This is a genomic window from Dokdonella immobilis, assembly GCF_900115085.1.
Taxonomy (GTDB): domain Bacteria; phylum Pseudomonadota; class Gammaproteobacteria; order Xanthomonadales; family Rhodanobacteraceae; genus Dokdonella; species Dokdonella immobilis.
In genome coordinates, this window is sequence record NZ_FOVF01000020.1 from 1 (window position 1) to 16,775 (window position 16,775).

The window sequence follows — 16,775 nt, forward strand, 5'->3', positions numbered from 1 at the left end:
GGGCATTCTTGTGGATGTTCATCCGGCTCCCTGATGTTGGTACTGAAGTCTCGACAACCTCAGCTTCCATCACCACAGCCGGATGAACAACCTATGGAATCGCAACACCTAGCGAAGCGCTGAAGACTAGCATGTCGATACAGCAAGCCGGCGCAGCGGCATAATGGCCCGATGCAGCCGACGCTCGCGAGCATTCGCATCTACCCGTTGAAGTCCGCCGCGGCGCTGGAACCGGAGCAGGCCGTGGTCGAGGCTCGTGGCCTGGTCGGCGACCGGCGCTGGATGGTCGTCGACGCCGAAGGGCGCTTCGTCACGGCGCGCAAGCACCCACGACTGGTCCTGATCCGCGCCCGGTTCGATGGTCCGGATCTCGTCCTCGATGCCCCTGACATGTCGAGGCTCCGCCTCGCTGCCACCGGCGAAATGCCGCGCCTTGGTGCGACGGTCTGGCGCGACCGCGTCGATGCGCTCGTCGCCGATGCCCAGGCCGACGCCTGGATCAGCCGCTATCTCGGCTTCGCCGCGCGCTTCGTGCACATGGACGCGCAAGCATCTCGGCCGGTCGACCCGGCCTGGTCGCGCAGCGGCGACGAGGTCAGCTTCGCCGACGGCTTTCCGCTGCTGCTGATCTCGGCGGCCGCGCTCGATGCGCTCAACGAAAAACTGGCCACGCCGGTGCCGATGAGCCGTTTTCGCCCGAACCTCGTGGTCGCCGGCGTGCCGGCACATGCCGAAGATGGCTGGCGCTCGATCCGCATCGGCGAGATCGTGTTCGATGTGGTCAAGCCCTGCAGCCGCTGCGTGCTGACCACGGTCGATCCACTGCGTGGCGAGTTCGACCCGGGCGGAGAGCCCTTGCGCACGCTGACCGGCTACCGCCGTTCGCCGCTCGGCGTCACCTTCGGGCAGAACCTCATCCCGCGCGGCAGCGGCAGTGTCTGCCTCGGCGATGCCATCGAAGTTCTCGCCTGATGCGCGCCGGTTGGAGCATGTGCTCTATTCGCGCCGTTTAGGGTCGGGGTCTTCCTTGCAGTCGTGCAACGCCAGATGACCTACGACCATGTGATAGTCGGCGCCGGTTCCGCTGGTTGCGTGCTCGCCGACCGGCTCAGCGCGGATCCGGCCCGGCGCGTGCTGCTGCTCGAAGCCGGCGGTCGCGACTGGCACCCGTTCATCCACATGCCGGCCGGCATCGCCAAGCTGGCCGCGAGTCCGCGCCACAACTGGAACTACAGCACCGAGCCCGAACCGCATCTCGACGGGCGCAGGCTGTGGTGGCCGCGCGGCAAGGTGCTCGGCGGCTCGAGCTCGATCAATGCGATGTGCTACATCCGCGGCGTGCGTGGCGACTACGACGGCTGGGCGGCGAAGACCGGCGATGCGCGCTGGGGCTGGGACAACGTGCTCGGTTATTTCAGGCGTTCCGAAGGCAACACCCGCGGCGCCGATGCCCTGCATGGCGCGGACGGTCCGCTCGCCGTGTCCGACCTGCACCATCGCAATCCCTTGTCGGAGATCTTCGTCGAATCCGCCACGGCGGCCGGATTTTCGCGCAATGCCGATTTCAATGGCGAGCAACAGCAGGGCTTCGGCTTCTACCAGGTCACCCAGAAGAACGGTGCGCGCTGCTCGACCGCGGCCTCGTTCCTGCGCGAGGCGCGCGGACGGCCCAACCTGACCATCCGCACGCATGCCGAGGTCCAGCACGTGCTGTTCTCGGGCATGCGCGCGATCGGCGTCGACTACCGCCATCACGGGCGCCTCAAGCGCGCCGAAGCCGGAGAAGTGATCCTTGCCGGTGGAGCGCTGAACTCGCCGCAATTGCTGATGCTGTCGGGTGTCGGCCCGGCCGACCACCTGCGCGAGATCGGCGTCCCGCTGCGCCACGCGCTGCCCGGCGTGGGCCGCAACCTGCAGGACCATCTCGATGTCTGCACGCTGTCGCGCTGCACGCAGCCGGTCACCTACGACAAGACCAACGACGTCGCGGTCGCCCTCGAATTCCTGTTCCGGCGCAGCGGCGTCGGTACCTCGAACATCGCCGAGGCCGGCGGTTTCCTGCGCTCGCGCCACGCCGAGGACGAACGCTGCGACATGCAGTTCCATTTCGTGCCGGCCCTGCTCGACGACCACGGGCGCAATCGTCTCGACGGCTACGGCTACACATTGCACGCCTGCATGCTGCATCCGAAGTCGCGCGGCGAGTTGCGCCTGAAGTCGGCGAATGCGCGCGAGCCGATCGCGATCCACGCCAACTACCTCGGCGACAGCGCGGGCCACGACCTCAGAATGCTGGTCGAAGCCGTCCGCATCTCACGTCGCATCTTTGCCCAGTCGCCCTTCGATCCCTACCGCGGCGCCGAGATCCATCCTGGCGCGGACATCGACGACGAGCGTGGCATCGAGGCCTTCGTCCGGCGCAAGGCGGAAACGGTCTACCACCCGGTCGGCACCTGCCGCATGGGCTGCGACGACGAAGCCGTGGTCGACAGCGAACTGCGCGTGCACGGCCTGCACGGGCTGCGCGTGGTCGATGCCTCGGTCATGCCCGACCTGCCGAGCGGTAACACCAACGCGCCGACGATCATGATCGCCGAGCGCGCCGCCGACCTGATCCTCGGCAGGGCCTGAGTCCGCTCCGGCGCCCGGCCAAGCCGTCGGTTCGCGTAAACTGCGGCCGGTCCGGGGAGACAGGCAGGGAATCCACATGCACGAGGACGTCATCGCGGCGCTGCCGCCGCTGCCGCAACCACCGCTGCCTCCGGTTCCCTCGATCCGGCCGCCACGTCCTCCGCAAGCGGTCGAGTATCCCTTCCTGTTCGACGGCTCCGCGGCCGAGTATTTCCGCATCTGGATCGTCAACCTGGCCCTGAGCATCCTCAGCCTGGGTCTTTTCTCGGCCTGGGCCAAGGTGCGCAGCGAACGCTACTTCTACGGCAACACGCGCCTGGCCGGCGTGCCGTTCGAGTACCTGGCCAGGCCCCTGCCGATCCTCAAGGGCCGCATCATCGCGGTGACCCTGTTCGCGGCCTACGTGATCGCCGGCCAGTACAGCATCGGCCTGCAGCTCGGCCTGGCCCTGCTGATCGCCGTGCTGACGCCCTGGCTGATCGTGCGCGGCACCGCGTTCCGCGCCCGCTATTCATCGTGGCGTGGCCTCAACTTCCGCTTCGTTCCCGACTATGGCGAGGCCTATATCCGCTTCCTCGTGCTCGGCATTCCCCTGATCCTGACGCTCGGCATCCTGTATCCGTGGATCAAGGGCAAGCAGAAGCAATTCATGGTCGAGAACCACCGCTTCGGCGGCAGCTGGTTCCGCTTCCTGCTCCGCCCCGGCCAGTTCTATCCGCCCTACCTGATCGCCTGGGGCGTGATCAGTGCCTGGATGTTCCTGATGAGCTTCCTCATGATCGGCATCATCATGGCCGGCGTCGCCGTGGGCGGTGAAAGCAGGGGGGCGCCACCGGCCTGGCTCATGCTTGGTCTGCCGATCCTGATGTATTCGGGCTATTTCATCGTCCTCGCCTTTCTCGCCGCGGCGATCGCCAACCTGACCTACAACCATGTCGAACTCGATGGCCGGCGATTCCGTTCGACGCTCAAGGGCCGACGCCTGCTCTGGATCTACTTCAGCAACACGATCGCGATCCTGGCCAGCGCCGGCCTGCTCATTCCCTGGGCCAAGGTACGCCTGGCCCGCTACCGGGCCGAATGCCTGAGCGTGTTCGCGTTCGATGATTTCAACGGCATGCGCGCCGAACGCGGCGCCGAGGTCGATGCCACGGCTGCGGAGGTGGATGGTCTGTTCGACATCGACATCGGCCTGTGAACGCATTCCGTGCCCACTACTTCGATGGCCAGAGCAGCCGCCTGCACGAAGTCGAGGTCAGGCGTCTCGACGGCGGCCGCATCCGCATCGTCGGCGTCGGCGTCGATCGCGAGGAGGCCGCCGCCACCTTGCGCCTGACGCCACGGCTCGCACGTACGCTGCGTACGATCGAGCTGGCCGATGGCGCGCGCCTGATGGCCAGCCATGACGACCGGCTCGACCAGTGGTTCCCCGGACACGATCGCCTGCAACGCCTGGTCGATCGCTTCGAGCGGCATGCCCAGGCGGTCGCCGCTTCGATCGTGGTCTGCCTGGTCATCGGCCTGGCGACCTTCGTCTGGGGCGTGCCATGGCTGTCCGACCGCATCGCCGCCGAGGTGCCGAAGGCGGTCGAGGCAAGTCTCGGCGACCAGGTGCTCGGCCAGCTCGACCGCTACCTCGGCTTCGACGCGAGCAAGCTCGATGGCACGCGCCAGGCTGAACTGGGCGGCCGCTTCGACCGGCTCGTCGCCGGACTGTCGGATGCCACGGGCTATCGCGTGGTGTTCAGGAATGCCGAAGGAGTCGGTCCGAATGCACTGGCCGTCCCCGGCGGCATCGTCGTCGTCACCGACCAGCTGGTCGACCTGCTCGGCGACGACCGCGAGTTCGACGCCGTGGTCGCCCACGAGATCGGGCATCAGCAGCATCGGCATGCGCTGCGGCAAACCCTGCGCAGTTCATTCGTGCTGGTGATCGCCGCGCTGTTCACCGGTGATGTCAGTTCGGCCAGCACGATCGTCGTGGCCGTGCCGACCTTCCTGTTGCAGAGCCACTATTCGCGGGGTTTCGAGCAGGAGGCTGATCGCTTCGCCTTCGACACCCTGGCGGCGCAGCGGATTTCGCCGGCCTGGTTCGCCTCGGCCATGCGCAGGCTCGATGCGCACTACGACAGCGATGGCGACGACGATGCCGGCGTCGCCTATCTGTCGAGCCATCCGCGCAGTGCCGATCGCATTGCCGCGGCCGAGGCCTCCGGCGCGACCTTCATCGCGGCCCATCCCGAACTGCTGCGGGAAACGCCGGGCTACGACCCGTGCGCCGCCGAGGGTCTCTGCCCGGACGAGGATGCCTGCGCGGACGACGCCTGCATCGACCCGGACGAGGCGGAGGAATACGAAGACGAGCCGGCCGCAGCCGACGACGGTTCGTGACTGCGCACGGAACCTCGGATCTCCGGCCGGGTACCGGCTGATCGCCCGGCCGGATCGATGATCGACGCGGCCGGCATTTCCGCAGGGCGATGCACGCATGATGCGCGCGTCGCCAGCGAGTGGCTCAAAGCGCGGCTTCGAGCTCCGGCACGATCTTGAACAGGTCGCCGACCAGGCCGATGTCGGCGATCTCGAAGATCGGCGCCTCGGCATCCTTGTTGATGGCGACGATCGTACCGGCGTCCTTGATGCCGGTCAGGTGCTGGATCGCACCGGAGATGCCGATCGCGACATACAGCTCGGGCGCGATGATCTTGCCGGTCTGGCCAACCTGCAGGTCGCTCGGTACGTAACCGGCGTCGACCGCGGCACGCGAGGCGCCGACCGCGGCGCCGATCTTGTCGGCGAGCTTGTAGATGATCTCGAAGTTTTCCGACGAGGCGAGGGCGCGCCCACCCGAGATGACCTTGCTCGCGCCCTGCAGATCCGGGCGGTCGCTCTTGCCCTGGGCCAGCTCGACGAAGCGCGTGTGCGAAGGCAGGCCGACCTCGACGCCGGCGGCTTCGACGGACGCATTCGACGACCCGTTCGCCGCGGCCGGCCACGAGGCCGTGCGGATGGTCGCGGCGACGATGCTGGAAGCCGGTGCCTCGACCGTGACGATCGCGTTGCCGGCGTAGATCGGGCGCTTGAAGACGTGCGCCGACTCGACGCTCATGACATCGGAAACCTGGGCCACGCCGAGCAGGGCGGCGACGCGCGGCATCAGGTCCTTGCCGAAGGTCGTCGACGGCGCGAACACGTGGCTGTAGCCCTTGCCGGCAACGGCGGCGATCTGCGGCGCCAGCACCGCGGCCAGCGCGTGCGCGTTCTCGGCGCGATTTACGGTCAGGACCTTGCCGACGCCCTCGATCTGCGCGGCTTCGGCGGCGACACTGGCGGCATCGGCGGCCAGCACGAGCACTTCGATGGCTTCGGGCTTGATGGCGAGCGCCGCGCTGACGCAGCGTGCGGTGCTGGAGTTGAGCTTGCCGTCCAGGTGTTCGGCGACGATCAGGATCTTCGACATGGGTGTTCCTTGAGGCTTCGTTCGGGTGGGGGCCGCGCCAGGCGCGGCCGCAACGTCAGACCAGGCCCTTGGCCTTCAGTGCGGCGACCAGTTCGGCCACGTCCTTGACCATGACGCCCTTGCTGCGCTTGGCCGGCGGCTCGTGTTTCGTGGTCTTCAGGTGATCGCCCGATTCGACGCCGAGATCGGCGAAGGCGATCGTCTCGAGTGGCTTGGACTTGGCCTTCATGATGTCCGGCAACTTGATGAAGCGCGGTTCGTTGAGGCGCAGGTCCGAGGTGATCACGGCCGGCAGGTCGACCTCGATCGTCTCGAGGCCGGCATCGACTTCGCGCGTGACCCGCGCGGTCCGGCCATTGATCTCGACCTTCGAGGCAAACGTCGCCTGCGGGCGGTCCCAGAGCGCGGCCAGCATCTGCCCGGTCTGGTTGCAGTCATCGTCGATGGCCTGCTTCCCGAGCAGGACGATGTCGGGCTGTTCCTTCTCGATCAGCTTGAGCAGGGCGCGCGCCGCGGTCAGCGGCTGGATCGCCTCCTCGGTGACCACATGGATGGCGCGGTTGGCGCCCATGGCCAGGCCGTTGCGGATGTGGGCCTGCGCATTGGCCGGGCCGATCGTGGCGACGACGACCTCGCTGGCGACGCCTTTCTCGCGCAGGCGCAGGGCCTCCTCGAGGGCGATGTCATCGAACGGGTTGGCCGAGAGCTTGACGCCGTCGGTGACCACGCCGGAACCGTCAGGCTTGACCTGGATGCGCACGTTGTAGTCGACGACGCGCTTGTAACCGACCAGGATTTTCATCGTTGCGGGATTCCTTCACGGGAAACAGAACCCCGCGATTGTAACGTAGGGCATCTGCCGGGTATGAAACTGTGTGGCAATTCGTCCCGGATGGCGTGCCCGTGCAAGCCTCCGGCGCGGCACAGGCACGCCGGATCGGGCCGGAGCGGACCTTTCGCTGGCGGTTATCCACAGTCGGCGTGGACAGCCCTGTGGACAACTCGTGCATGGGCACCCTCCACTCCGCGTGGTTGCTGGTGCGAGGGTCGGATTGATCACGCACTGAACAGCCCGCCGCCGTCGCAGGCGCTCAGCCTGCCGCTGAGGACCGGCAGCGCTCGAGCAGGCAGCGTGCGAACCGGGCCGCCGCACCGCTGGCATGGGCGAAGAACAGGGACGGCTCGGTCAGCTCGAGTTCGAGCAGCAGCGGCTGGCCTTCGCTGGATCGGATCAGGTCGATGCGCGCATAGGCCAGGCTGGCAGCGAACGGCAGCGCATCGAGGATCCGCCGGGCCAGCGCTCGTTCGCCGGCATCGGCGTCGCGGCCCTCGATCTGTTCGGGCGCGAACAGTTCGCTGGTCGGGCCCTCGCCCGGGCGGAGCAGAGGACCCTTGCGGATGGCGTGACTGAATACTCCGTCGAAGTGGATCAGCGCAGACTCGCCGACCACGTCGACCCGGTCGAGATACGGCTGCAGCAGCACGCTGCGCTTGCCGTCGAGCAGGCGCTGCATGTGCGTCAGGGCCGTGTCGATGCGCGCTCGATCATGCCGCTGGGTATCGCGCGAGCCGGCGCCGATGGCCGGCTTGACCACGATCTCGGCAGCATCGACATGGTTGTCGAGGAACGATTGCAGCACGCGCGCCGCGTCGTCGCCCGGTTCGACGAAGCGGCTCGGCACGATCGCCACGCCGGCCTCGGCGAGTTCGCTGAGGTAGTGCTTGTCGGTGTTCCAGCGCACCACCTCGAACGGATTGAGCAGCCGGGTCAGCCGGCCTACGCGTTCGGCCCAGATCAGGAATTCGACGATGCGTTCGGTGTAGTCCCAGCACGAGCGCAGCACCGCCGCATCGAAGCGCGACCAGTCGACCGAGGCGTCGTCCCAGTCGACGATCGATACCTCGGCATCCAGCGCCAGCAGGGCGTCCTGCAGCGGAGCGAGATCTTCGTCGGAAGCGCGCGCGACGGCGGCGGTGACCAGGGCGATGTGCGGCATCTGCGTGACTCCGGAGCGGGGGCCGCCATCCTGCCCTGTGCCCGGGCCGGCCTCAAGCCGCGCTGCCCGGCGCGTGCGCGTGAATGCCGACGGCTGCATGGCGTATGCTCGCCACGCCCCCCGCGAGGACGTCCCAGCATGAGCCATGGCAGCCACGATTACGCCGACGATCCGCGCAATCGCGACATCCTGATCTACATCAACGGCGCGATGAAGCGCAGGGAGGAGGCCACCGTCTCGGTCTTCGATTCCGGTTTCGTGCTCGGTGACGGGGTCTGGGAGGGCCTGCGCATCGTCGACGGCCATCCGGCCTTTCTCGATGCCCATCTCGATCGACTCTACGAAGGCGCGAAGGCGATTGCGATGGACATCGGCCTCGATCGCGAAGCCCTGACCGGCGCGATCTACCGGACCCTGGCCGCCAATCAAATGCACGATGGCGTGCATGTGCGCCTTATGGTCACGCGCGGCCTCAAGCGCACGCCGTACCAGGACCCGCGCGTGGTCATCGGCCCGGCCACGATCGTGATCATCCCCGAATACAAGAATCCGCTGCCGGAAACGGCCGAGCGTGGCCTCAAGCTCTTCACCGTGCACGTTCGCCGCGGCTACCCCGACGTGCAGGATCCCAAGCTCAACAGCCACAGCAAGCTCAACTGCATCACGGCCTGCATCCAGGCCTACACGGCCGGTGCCGACGAGGGCCTGATGCTCGACCCGCACGGTTTCGTCGCGACCTGCAATTCGACCCACTTCTTCATCGCGCGCAAGGGCGAGGTCTGGACGTCGACCGGCCAATACTGCCTCGGCGGCATCACCCGCTCGAACGTGCTGGCGGTCTGCCGCGAGGCCGGTATCGCCGCTTTCGAAAAGACCTTCAGCCTGACCGACGTCTACGGCGCCGACGAAGCCTTCGTCACCGGCACCTTCGCCGGCGTCGTGCCGGTCCGCGAGATCGACGGCCGCGTGGTCGGCGACGGCCGGCGCGGACCGATGGTCGAGCGCATCCAGTCCCTGTACAAGGCGCACGTGGCGCGCGACATCGCGGCGCGCAAGGCGCGAAGCCTGTCCGCATGAGCGGCGCTTACGGCCCCGTGCGCATCGCCATGTGGTCGGGCCCGCGCAACCTGTCCACGGCGATGATGCGGGCCTGGGAAAACCGCGGCGACTGCGCGGTCAGCGACGAGCCGTTCTACGCGCACTATCTCGCCGAGAGCGGCCTCGAGCATCCGATGCGCGAAGAAATCATCGCCGCTGGCGAGACCGACTGGCGCAAGGTCGCCGAAGCCATGACCGGGCCGGTTCCGGACGGACGCCCGCTCTGGTACCAGAAGCACATGTGCCATCACATGCTGCCGCAGATCGGCCATGACTGGATGCGCGGCGTCCGCCACGCGTTCCTGATCCGCGACCCGGCCGAGGTCGTCGCCTCCTATTTGCGTTCGCGTGACACCGTTTCCGAGGACGACATCGGACTGCCGCAGGAGGTGCGCCTGTTCGACGAGGTCTGCGACCGCTTCGGCGAAGCGCCACCGGTGATCGACGCCGATGAATTCCTGCACGACCCCGAAGCGCAACTGCGCGCCCTGTGCGCGCATTTCGGTCTTCCGTGGACCGCCGCGATGCTGCACTGGCCGGCCGGTCCGCGCGCCAGCGACGGGATCTGGGCGCCGCACTGGTATGCGGCAGTCTGGAATTCGACCGGCTTCGAACCGCCGCAGGTGCGTGAGGTCGACCTTTCAGGCGAGGCCGCGCGCGTCGCCGATGCGTGTCGACCGCTCTACGAAAAACTGCGCAACCACCGGTTGCGCGTCTGATCGCGACCGATGGCGGGTGCCCCACGATACGGTCGGATGCGCGACGGCGACGGCATCGGAGGTCACGCCGAGCGCGCTGTCGAGTCCGGATCCGGGCGTTTCGCTATCGATCTCGAACGCTGACGTCATCGTCTCGGTCGGCACGCCGAGCGGCGCGCAAGTGCGACATCGACGCACTGCGCAGGCAATCGGTCGATCGCTGGAGCGGTGCCGTCAGGCCGGTCGATCCGGTCGTCGAAGCGGGGCCGCATGCCGCCAGGCGCGGCGCATTCGATCGGCACCGATCTCAACGGCGCGCGATGCGATGCAAGCCTGACAATCTCGATTTCTCGAGGCGCGCGGCAATGCCGACATTGCGCCCGGCGAGGGTGGCGACGCGATATTCGACCGAGGTGCCGATGACCTGCGCGCACTCGGAAAGCTCGAGGTGGTATTCCTCCTGCAACCATTCGATCAATCCTGACGTCGCCCCGCGCAAGGCATCCTCGAGTGAGCCGGCCTGACCGAGCGCGGCGAAGTGCGTGGCGGTCTCGATCCGCGGCGTCGAAGGCGCCCGCCCGTGCACGACGTCCACCCGGAATTCGACGCGCATCGAGGTCTCGAGGGCAAACTGCGAGGTCTCGCCGTCGCCCTGAAGTGCATGGGCATCGCCGAGATAGAGCAGGGCGCCCGGCTGCCGCACCGGCAGATAGACCGTGCTGCCCTCGGTGATCTCGTTGAAGTCCATGTTGCCGCCGAATCGGCCCGTGTCGCCGGTCGACAGTGGCGGGAAGCCGAAAGGGGGCGCGACCCCGAGCCCGCCGAGCATGGGTCGCAGCGGTACCGAGAAATCGCGCAGACCCGGGCTGGGCGATGCCGGTCGCGCTGTAGCCGATGTCCGGTCCAGCGTCCAGCGAACCAGCTTGCCCAACTCCGTGGCCTGCACGGCCAGCGAGGTATTCAGCGCGCGGCCGACGAAGCCATCCAGGCTGTCGGCGCTGTCGCGATTCGGCTCCAGGCGCGTGATGTGGACGATCAGGGTGTCGCCGGGAATCGCCGATCCGACGAAGAATGGCCCGGTTTGCGGATTGCCATACAGGGCGCGGGTGTCGCCATGTTCATCGACGCCGCCGGAGTCGACGGTCGTGGTCATCACCGTGTCGCCGGGCCAGACAACCAGCACGGGTCTGCGGTCCGCCGAGAAGGTGTTCGAGTAATCAGTCGGCACATATTCGTGGCGGCGCGGAGGACCGTCCGGCCGGGGCGGGACCCTCCAGCCAGTGAATGCGTGGACGCTGCCGTGCCGCGCATCGGCAGCGGGCGTGGAAGTCACCTTGCCGCGCATCGTGTCAGCCAGCGTTTCCGCGTCGAAGGCCCTGCGTGGACCCCCGCGAGTGGCGACGCTGAAGTGCAAGGCGCGACCCGCGCTCTTGCCCTCGAGCGGCGCGCCGTCGAGGGTGCCTGCGAGCGTGGCCGCGTCACGCTCGAGTTCGAGGGTCTCGTAGCTGCGGTTGCCCCAGAGATCGACCGCGATCACCCAGGTCTCGCGGTCGCCGGCCTCCGCCGCGTGAGCCCAGGCCAGAAGCGCGATCACGGCCCACTGCGATAAGGTCATGTCAGTCTCGTCACGTCCGAAAGCCAAATGGATGCCCGAGCGTCTGCGATGGTCGCAAGGCGTGTTCGCTTGCGGATGCCTTGCCAGGGGCCGCGCTTGCGCGATGCCTGCTGCTGGAAGAGCGGGATGCCGCGCTCTCCGAATGGTCGCCGGATCAACGCAGCGTATTCCTCGCCGACGAACTCGAAGGCCGCGGTTCTCAGTCGCTTTCCGCCGGGACCGGCATCGACAATCCGTTCCGGCGCGTCGCTTTAAAGCGCATTCGCTGCTGAATATATAAAAACTATACGTCGCCGGATTAATCCCGGGCTAAGTCACCGCCCGCTACGCTATCCGCACCAGTATGAGCTGGTATCACAGGACGTGATTGATTCACAGCAACAATGGAGGCAATCATGTATACGAAAACACTACTTTCACTCGCTGTAACATCGATGCTCGCCATTCCGGCCATGGCCAAGGATCCATACAGCAAGCCCAACAACAGCTGGATCACCCTCAGCGGAACGGTCGAAAGCGTCAGCCCCGACCGCTTCATGCTCGACTACGGCGACGGCATGATCACGGTCGAAATGGACAGTCCGGGTGGCAGGGAAGGCGGCTACAAGCTGGTCAAGGGCGACAAGGTTTCGGTCTCTGGCGCCATCGACGATGACCTGTTTGAAAGGACAACGATCGAGGCATCCAGCGTCTACGTCGAGAGTCTTGGCACGAACTTCTATGCCAATGCGGTCGATGACGAGGATCCGATGCTGGTCTCGATCTCTACTCCGCTAGCGGTCTCGAAGACCGTGGTGGCCGGCAAGGTGACCAGCGTTGACGGACGTGAATTCACGGTTGATGCCGGCCCGACCAAGATCACCGTTGATACCTCGGGGATGGCCTACAACCCGATGGATGACAAGGGCTTCCAGAAAATCGAGAAGGGTCAACGGGTCAGCGTTGCCGGAACGCTCGACCACGACTTCTTCAGCGGTCGCGAGCTGATGGCCAGCACGATCATCACGCTGTCGCCGATGGTCGGTAGCTGATCATTGCACACAGCGCTTCGCGTTTCAGGGCGGGAGATCCGGGTCGGGTTTCCCGCCCTTTCTTGATGGCACGCGGGTAGTGTCGCAACCACTGCATTGCCGTCGACGTCGTCGCGGCGCCCAGCTTGCGTCCGGCTCCACGCCGATGCATCAGAGCGACAGCGGCAATTCGAGGTATTCGGTGTAGATTCGTTCGCGATGGTCCAACAGAACGGGATCCAGCGCCGCGGTCGTCGCCTCGTCGCGGAGCGCGAACGCCTCGCGCAAGGCGGCATCCATGTCGCACTGGCCGGGCGGCAACGGGTCGAACATGCCCATCGCAGTGGCGCAGTAGATGTCCGCCGCACTCAGCGTCGAGCCGACCAGGTACGCATTTCCGGCAGCACGTTGCGAGCGCAATCGAGCGGCCAGCATGCGCAGCTTCCCGCCGACCCGTGCCGCACACGAACGGTCGGCCTCGGTTCCGTAGCCATACTTGTGGCCGAGATATCTTGCGACGCGCTCGGGAAATCCGCCTTGCCCCTGCAGCGATGCTTGCACCATCTGCAAACGGCGCGACCAGCCCAGTCCGCCTTCGCCGCAGATTTCATGGGACAGGCCGAGGACCAGCGCGCGTTCGCCGGGCTCCTCGGGCAACAGCGCAGGCGCGGGGGCCAGCCGCTCCGCGAGCATCAGGATGTCGTCCCAGCGCGAGCGCGGTTCGTCATCGCCGTGGAACAGAACCGGACCACTGCGCTGGCGCGCCCAGGACGTCAGCGCCTCGTTGTCGTAGACCAGGCGTACCGCCACCCAGTCGAGACGCTTGACGTGCAGGATACCCTTGGCCGCCTCGCCCCACAGGCTTGGCACGCCACCGACCACGACCATGCGCAGCCCATCGCGCTGCATGGCTTCCTCGACGCTGACATAGTGAACGGGCATGGGATGTTCCGCTTGGGGGAGAGGGCAGCCCTTGCGGATCGCGCGCGTTGCTCGCCGACGCCACGCAGGTTCCGCAAATGCCAGGCACCATGGCGTGCCGGGCCGGGCCGATCAATGGTACGAAAGTCCCATGGTCCCTGGCAGCACGTGGGGGCAACCACTTCGACGGATGGTGCCCCGCCGACGCTTCCCGTGCAGAGGAAGTCATCGACGGGGCAGTGCGTTGCCGAACGCGCGGGTATCTATTCGAAGCCGTGGGCAAAGATCGCATCGGCGCCGATCAGGGTCACGGTGCCGCGGGCGATGCCTTGTCCGACCGGACCCGAGGCCCCTCTCGGCGCTGAAGGCACGGTGTTCTCCTCGAGTTCGACGACACCGGCGACCAGGGTCGCCCCGATCGGGTCGTAGACGGCGTCTTCGGCGGAAACCAGGGTGCCGGGAAAGACACGGGCGAAGAACTCCGTCGACGAAATGACATTCCCGGCGTGATCACGGAACTGCGCGGTGCTGGTATCGACGGCAACGCCAAGGAGGGTCAGTTGCGGTGCATTGATTTCGGCGACCGGTCCGCGCAAACGCGTGTCGGTGAGGTCGGGCTGGCCACGTTCGCGCACGCGGGTCGCGAAGATCTGGCCGTCGCGATCGATCAGTCCACGCAGTTCGACCTGGGTTGGCGTCGGCAGTCCCGAAACGATGCCGTCCTCGTCGCGGGTCTGTGCGCTGAACGCGGCGCTGCTGCCCATGATCAGGATCGAATCGCCCGGCGCGACATCGGCTGGATCGACGGGCGCCTCGAAGCGCACCTGGCCCTGCACGAAGCGCACCTCATGCGCGGTGAGGGTGGCGCTGATCGCGTCGAAGACGCCTTCGACCTCGACCCGCACGCCGACATCGAGATCCTCGATCGTGCCGGCGCGATACTCGGTCTGCGCGGTCGTGACGACCTCGACACCGAGCATGCCGAAGCTCGCCGGGGTTGGCAGCGGATCCGGCAAGGCCGAGATGATGCCCTCGAGCGATGCCGCGATCGTGCCCTGCGGCGGGTCGTCGAAATCGGGGTCCTCGCACTCCAGTCGGGTCAGCTGGCCGAGCACCGAGCCGTTCACGTAACCGGCATCCGGCAGCGATTCGAGCTCGACGTACTGGCCATCCTGCAGCGCCGGAACGCAGCCGGACGGAGTCACGCCGGTCGAGTCGATCGCTTGTGCTCCGATCGAGAACAGGGCGCCATCGAGGCCGGAGACCTGGCCGAACAGCTTCCAGTCGGCGCCCGGATCGCTTCCCAGGGCGACGCGCGTGGCCGCCACGGCGCCGTTGCTGTCGAGGAACCCACTGACGTCGAGGAGGTCGCCGACTTCGAGGTTGGCCAGATCGCCGCCGGGGATGTCGACGAGTACGGTTTCGGCAGTAATCACCAGTGGCTGGCGGAGTACGCTCAGCGGGTCGGTGGCGGTCACCGGACCACGAACCAGGGTGCGCAGGTCGACCTGGGCCGCATCGCCACTGCTGACATCCGGGGCGACGTTGCCGGCCACGACCTGGGCGCTGTAGCCGGCACCGATGCGCGCCGCCTCCTCGGCCGGGATTGCGGTGCCATCGAGGCTGTAGGTGGTCTGCGGACCGATGGCAAAGGTGCGCTGGCCGTTGATGATGACGCTGTCGGCCGCCGCCGCGAGCAGGCCGGGCGCCACGGCGAGGGCCACGATCAGGACCAGACGTCCCGGGGTCTTCGCGGACGAACGCCGGACGCGATGGAATGGATTGGCATGCATGGTGTTTGCTCCTCGTTGTTTGCCCGACACGCCGTCCGCTGACGGTGCATCGGGAGCAGGCCGGCACAGGACGCCGGCACGAAGCGAGGCTAGCCAGCCGCTGCCGGCACAGGGGCCGCATGGGTTGTTTCACCCAACCGGACTGGGCGGATTGCACCGTGCGCGTGGTTGCTCGGGCGTCCGCACTACTCGCTCGCGCGCTGAGGCAAATCACCCAGCATCCGCTTGACCTTGCCCATGGGCGCGTGGCGTAGTGCACTCATGAAACTGCGTCACACCATCGACAGCCGAGCTGGCGCACTGTGCGCAGGCCGGGTTTCGCGTGCCTGGAGTCGATCCTGGGCCGTCCTCGCGCTGGTCATCGCCCTGGCCTGCGGCGACTGCGCCGCGCAGAGCCTGTTGCTGGCCGACACCGAGCCGGGCGCCGAACTGGCCTATGCGATGGCGCTTGACGGGCCGCGGCTGGCCGCTGGCGCCCCGGGTGATTTCTCGCGCAGCGGCGTCGTGCACGTCTATGAATGCACCGGCCAGGGCTGTGCGCAGCCGGTCGCCCTGAACCCGATCGATCTCGCCCCGGGCGACCTGTTCGGCGCGGCGCTGGGCCTGTCGGCTGATACGCTGGCGATCGGCGCTCCCGGCCAGGGCGGCGGTGTCGTATATGTCTACGTGAACGATGGCTTCGGCTGGGTGCTGCAACAGAAGCTCGGCGCTACACCGGCCTTGCCGGATGAGCGCTTCGGGGCCGCGCTCGCCATCCAGGCTGGCCGCGTCGTGGTCGGCGCGCCCGCCGCGGACAATGCGGCCGGTGCACTCTATGTCTTCGAGCGCAGCAACGGTACCTGGACGCAAACCGACCGTCTGCAGGCCGACGACGCGAGTGCGGGTGACGCACTCGGCACCAGTGTGGCCCTGAGCGGGAGCACGCTCCTGGGTGGCGCGCCACAATGGACATCTGCGCAGGCCGGAAGCTACGGGCGCGGCGCCGTCTACGTGTTCGAATTTGTCGTATCGGACTGGACACAGCAGGCCCGACTGCTGCCTTTGACCGCAGCCAACGGTGATCTGTTCGGCAGTGCGGTCAGCCTGTCCGGCAATCGGGCCGTGATTGGCGCACCGCTGGCGGATGCCGGCGTGGGCGGCGCGTTCGTGTTCGGGCGCTCGGGCCAACTGTGGACGCAACAGGCGCATCTTGCCGCCCCGGGTGGCCTGGCTGGCGACCGCTTCGGCTGGTCGGTCGCGCTGGATGGCGATCAATTGCTGGTCGGCGCGCCGTTTGCCCTGGCCGGTTGCGGGGGCGCGACGCGCTACGTCTTCAATGGCGCCAGCTGGCTGGCCGCGGCCGGGCCAGCGCTGGCGCAGACCACGCCGGGCGGACTCGTCGGCTGGTCGGTTGCCGCCCAGACGCAACGCTGGCTGGTCGGGGTACCCGGCTACAGCGGCGCGCCGAGTCACGTCGGCGCGGCCTACTGGCGTGATTCCGCCGACGCGATATTCATCGAAGGTTTCGACGACGTCGGCGCGGCGGCCTGCATCGCCGCCCACTGAAACGTGT

At 67.3% G+C, this 16,775-nt stretch carries 14 protein-coding genes; 8 read left to right on the forward strand and 6 right to left on the reverse strand.

Going from position 1 to position 16,775, the window contains the following annotated elements; genetic code table 11:
- The first annotated feature begins 171 nt into the window (after nucleotides 1-171).
- The 4 genes from BM125_RS13165 (at nucleotide 172) to BM125_RS13180 (ending at nucleotide 5,022) form a co-directional block, all read left to right on the forward strand.
- On the forward strand, nucleotides 172-972 hold the full coding sequence (locus BM125_RS13165; RefSeq protein WP_092408720.1) for an MOSC domain-containing protein: 801 nt from the start codon (nucleotides 172-174) through the stop codon (nucleotides 970-972).
- A gap of 75 nt (nucleotides 973-1,047) precedes the next feature.
- Nucleotides 1,048-2,631: a GMC family oxidoreductase gene (locus BM125_RS13170; RefSeq protein ID WP_092408722.1), complete on the forward strand. Its 1,584-nt coding sequence runs from the start codon at nucleotides 1,048-1,050 to the stop codon at nucleotides 2,629-2,631.
- A gap of 76 nt (nucleotides 2,632-2,707) precedes the next feature.
- Nucleotides 2,708-3,829 (forward strand): YjgN family protein, encoded by a 1,122-nt coding sequence (locus BM125_RS13175; protein ID WP_092408724.1) that lies wholly within the window; start codon nucleotides 2,708-2,710, stop codon nucleotides 3,827-3,829.
- The gene (locus BM125_RS13180) at nucleotides 3,826-5,022 is read left to right on the forward strand and encodes a M48 family metallopeptidase (RefSeq protein ID WP_092408726.1); all 1,197 of its coding nucleotides are present in this window, start codon (nucleotides 3,826-3,828) and stop codon (nucleotides 5,020-5,022) included. The genes BM125_RS13175 and BM125_RS13180 overlap by 4 nt, the downstream gene beginning before the upstream one ends.
- A 124-nt stretch (nucleotides 5,023-5,146) precedes the next feature.
- Here the strand turns inward: BM125_RS13180 and BM125_RS13185 are convergent, their stop codons facing one another.
- From BM125_RS13185 to BM125_RS13195, 3 genes are all read right to left on the reverse strand, one after another.
- Nucleotides 5,147-6,091, reverse strand: coding sequence for an electron transfer flavoprotein subunit alpha/FixB family protein (locus tag BM125_RS13185; RefSeq protein ID WP_092408728.1), 945 nt, complete (start codon nucleotides 6,089-6,091; stop codon nucleotides 5,147-5,149).
- A 55-nt stretch (nucleotides 6,092-6,146) separates the two neighbouring features.
- Nucleotides 6,147-6,893 (reverse strand): electron transfer flavoprotein subunit beta/FixA family protein, encoded by a 747-nt coding sequence (locus tag BM125_RS13190; protein ID WP_092408730.1) that lies wholly within the window; start codon nucleotides 6,891-6,893, stop codon nucleotides 6,147-6,149.
- Nucleotides 6,894-7,182: 289 nt separating this feature from the next.
- A complete protein-coding gene (locus tag BM125_RS13195) occupies nucleotides 7,183-8,088 on the reverse strand; it encodes an ATP-grasp domain-containing protein (RefSeq protein WP_092408732.1) in 906 nt (301 codons plus the stop codon).
- 138 nt (nucleotides 8,089-8,226) lie between these two features.
- On the opposite strand from BM125_RS13195, the gene BM125_RS13200 reads away from it, so the two are divergent.
- Together BM125_RS13200 and BM125_RS13205 are read left to right on the forward strand one after the other, a co-directional pair.
- Nucleotides 8,227-9,165, forward strand: coding sequence for an aminotransferase class IV (locus tag BM125_RS13200; protein ID WP_092408734.1), 939 nt, complete (start codon nucleotides 8,227-8,229; stop codon nucleotides 9,163-9,165).
- Nucleotides 9,162-9,905 carry a sulfotransferase-like domain-containing protein gene (locus BM125_RS13205; protein ID WP_092408736.1) on the forward strand — a complete coding sequence of 248 codons (744 nt, stop codon included), beginning with the start codon at nucleotides 9,162-9,164 and terminating at the stop codon, nucleotides 9,903-9,905. The genes BM125_RS13200 and BM125_RS13205 overlap by 4 nt, the downstream gene beginning before the upstream one ends.
- 286 nt (nucleotides 9,906-10,191) lie before the next feature.
- On the opposite strand, the gene BM125_RS13210 is transcribed toward BM125_RS13205, so the two are convergent.
- The gene (locus BM125_RS13210) at nucleotides 10,192-11,499 is read right to left on the reverse strand and encodes an acetamidase/formamidase family protein (RefSeq protein WP_092408738.1); all 1,308 of its coding nucleotides are present in this window, start codon (nucleotides 11,497-11,499) and stop codon (nucleotides 10,192-10,194) included.
- A gap of 395 nt (nucleotides 11,500-11,894) precedes the next feature.
- Here BM125_RS13210 and BM125_RS13220 point away from each other — a divergent pair, with 395 nt between their 5' ends.
- Nucleotides 11,895-12,530, forward strand: coding sequence for a DUF5666 domain-containing protein (locus tag BM125_RS13220; protein WP_139224999.1), 636 nt, complete (start codon nucleotides 11,895-11,897; stop codon nucleotides 12,528-12,530).
- A gap of 150 nt (nucleotides 12,531-12,680) precedes the next feature.
- Here the strand turns inward: BM125_RS13220 and BM125_RS13225 are convergent, their stop codons facing one another.
- Both BM125_RS13225 and BM125_RS13230 read right to left on the reverse strand, forming a co-directional pair.
- On the reverse strand, nucleotides 12,681-13,451 hold the full coding sequence (locus BM125_RS13225; protein WP_092408744.1) for a glutathione S-transferase family protein: 771 nt from the start codon (nucleotides 13,449-13,451) through the stop codon (nucleotides 12,681-12,683).
- A 242-nt stretch (nucleotides 13,452-13,693) separates the two neighbouring features.
- Nucleotides 13,694-15,223 (reverse strand): DUF5666 domain-containing protein, encoded by a 1,530-nt coding sequence (locus tag BM125_RS13230; RefSeq protein WP_092408746.1) that lies wholly within the window; start codon nucleotides 15,221-15,223, stop codon nucleotides 13,694-13,696.
- Nucleotides 15,224-15,484: 261 nt separating this feature from the next.
- On the opposite strand from BM125_RS13230, the gene BM125_RS13235 reads away from it, so the two are divergent.
- Nucleotides 15,485-16,768: an FG-GAP repeat protein gene (locus BM125_RS13235; protein ID WP_175498075.1), complete on the forward strand. Its 1,284-nt coding sequence runs from the start codon at nucleotides 15,485-15,487 to the stop codon at nucleotides 16,766-16,768.
- The last annotated feature ends 7 nt before the right edge of the window (nucleotides 16,769-16,775 follow it).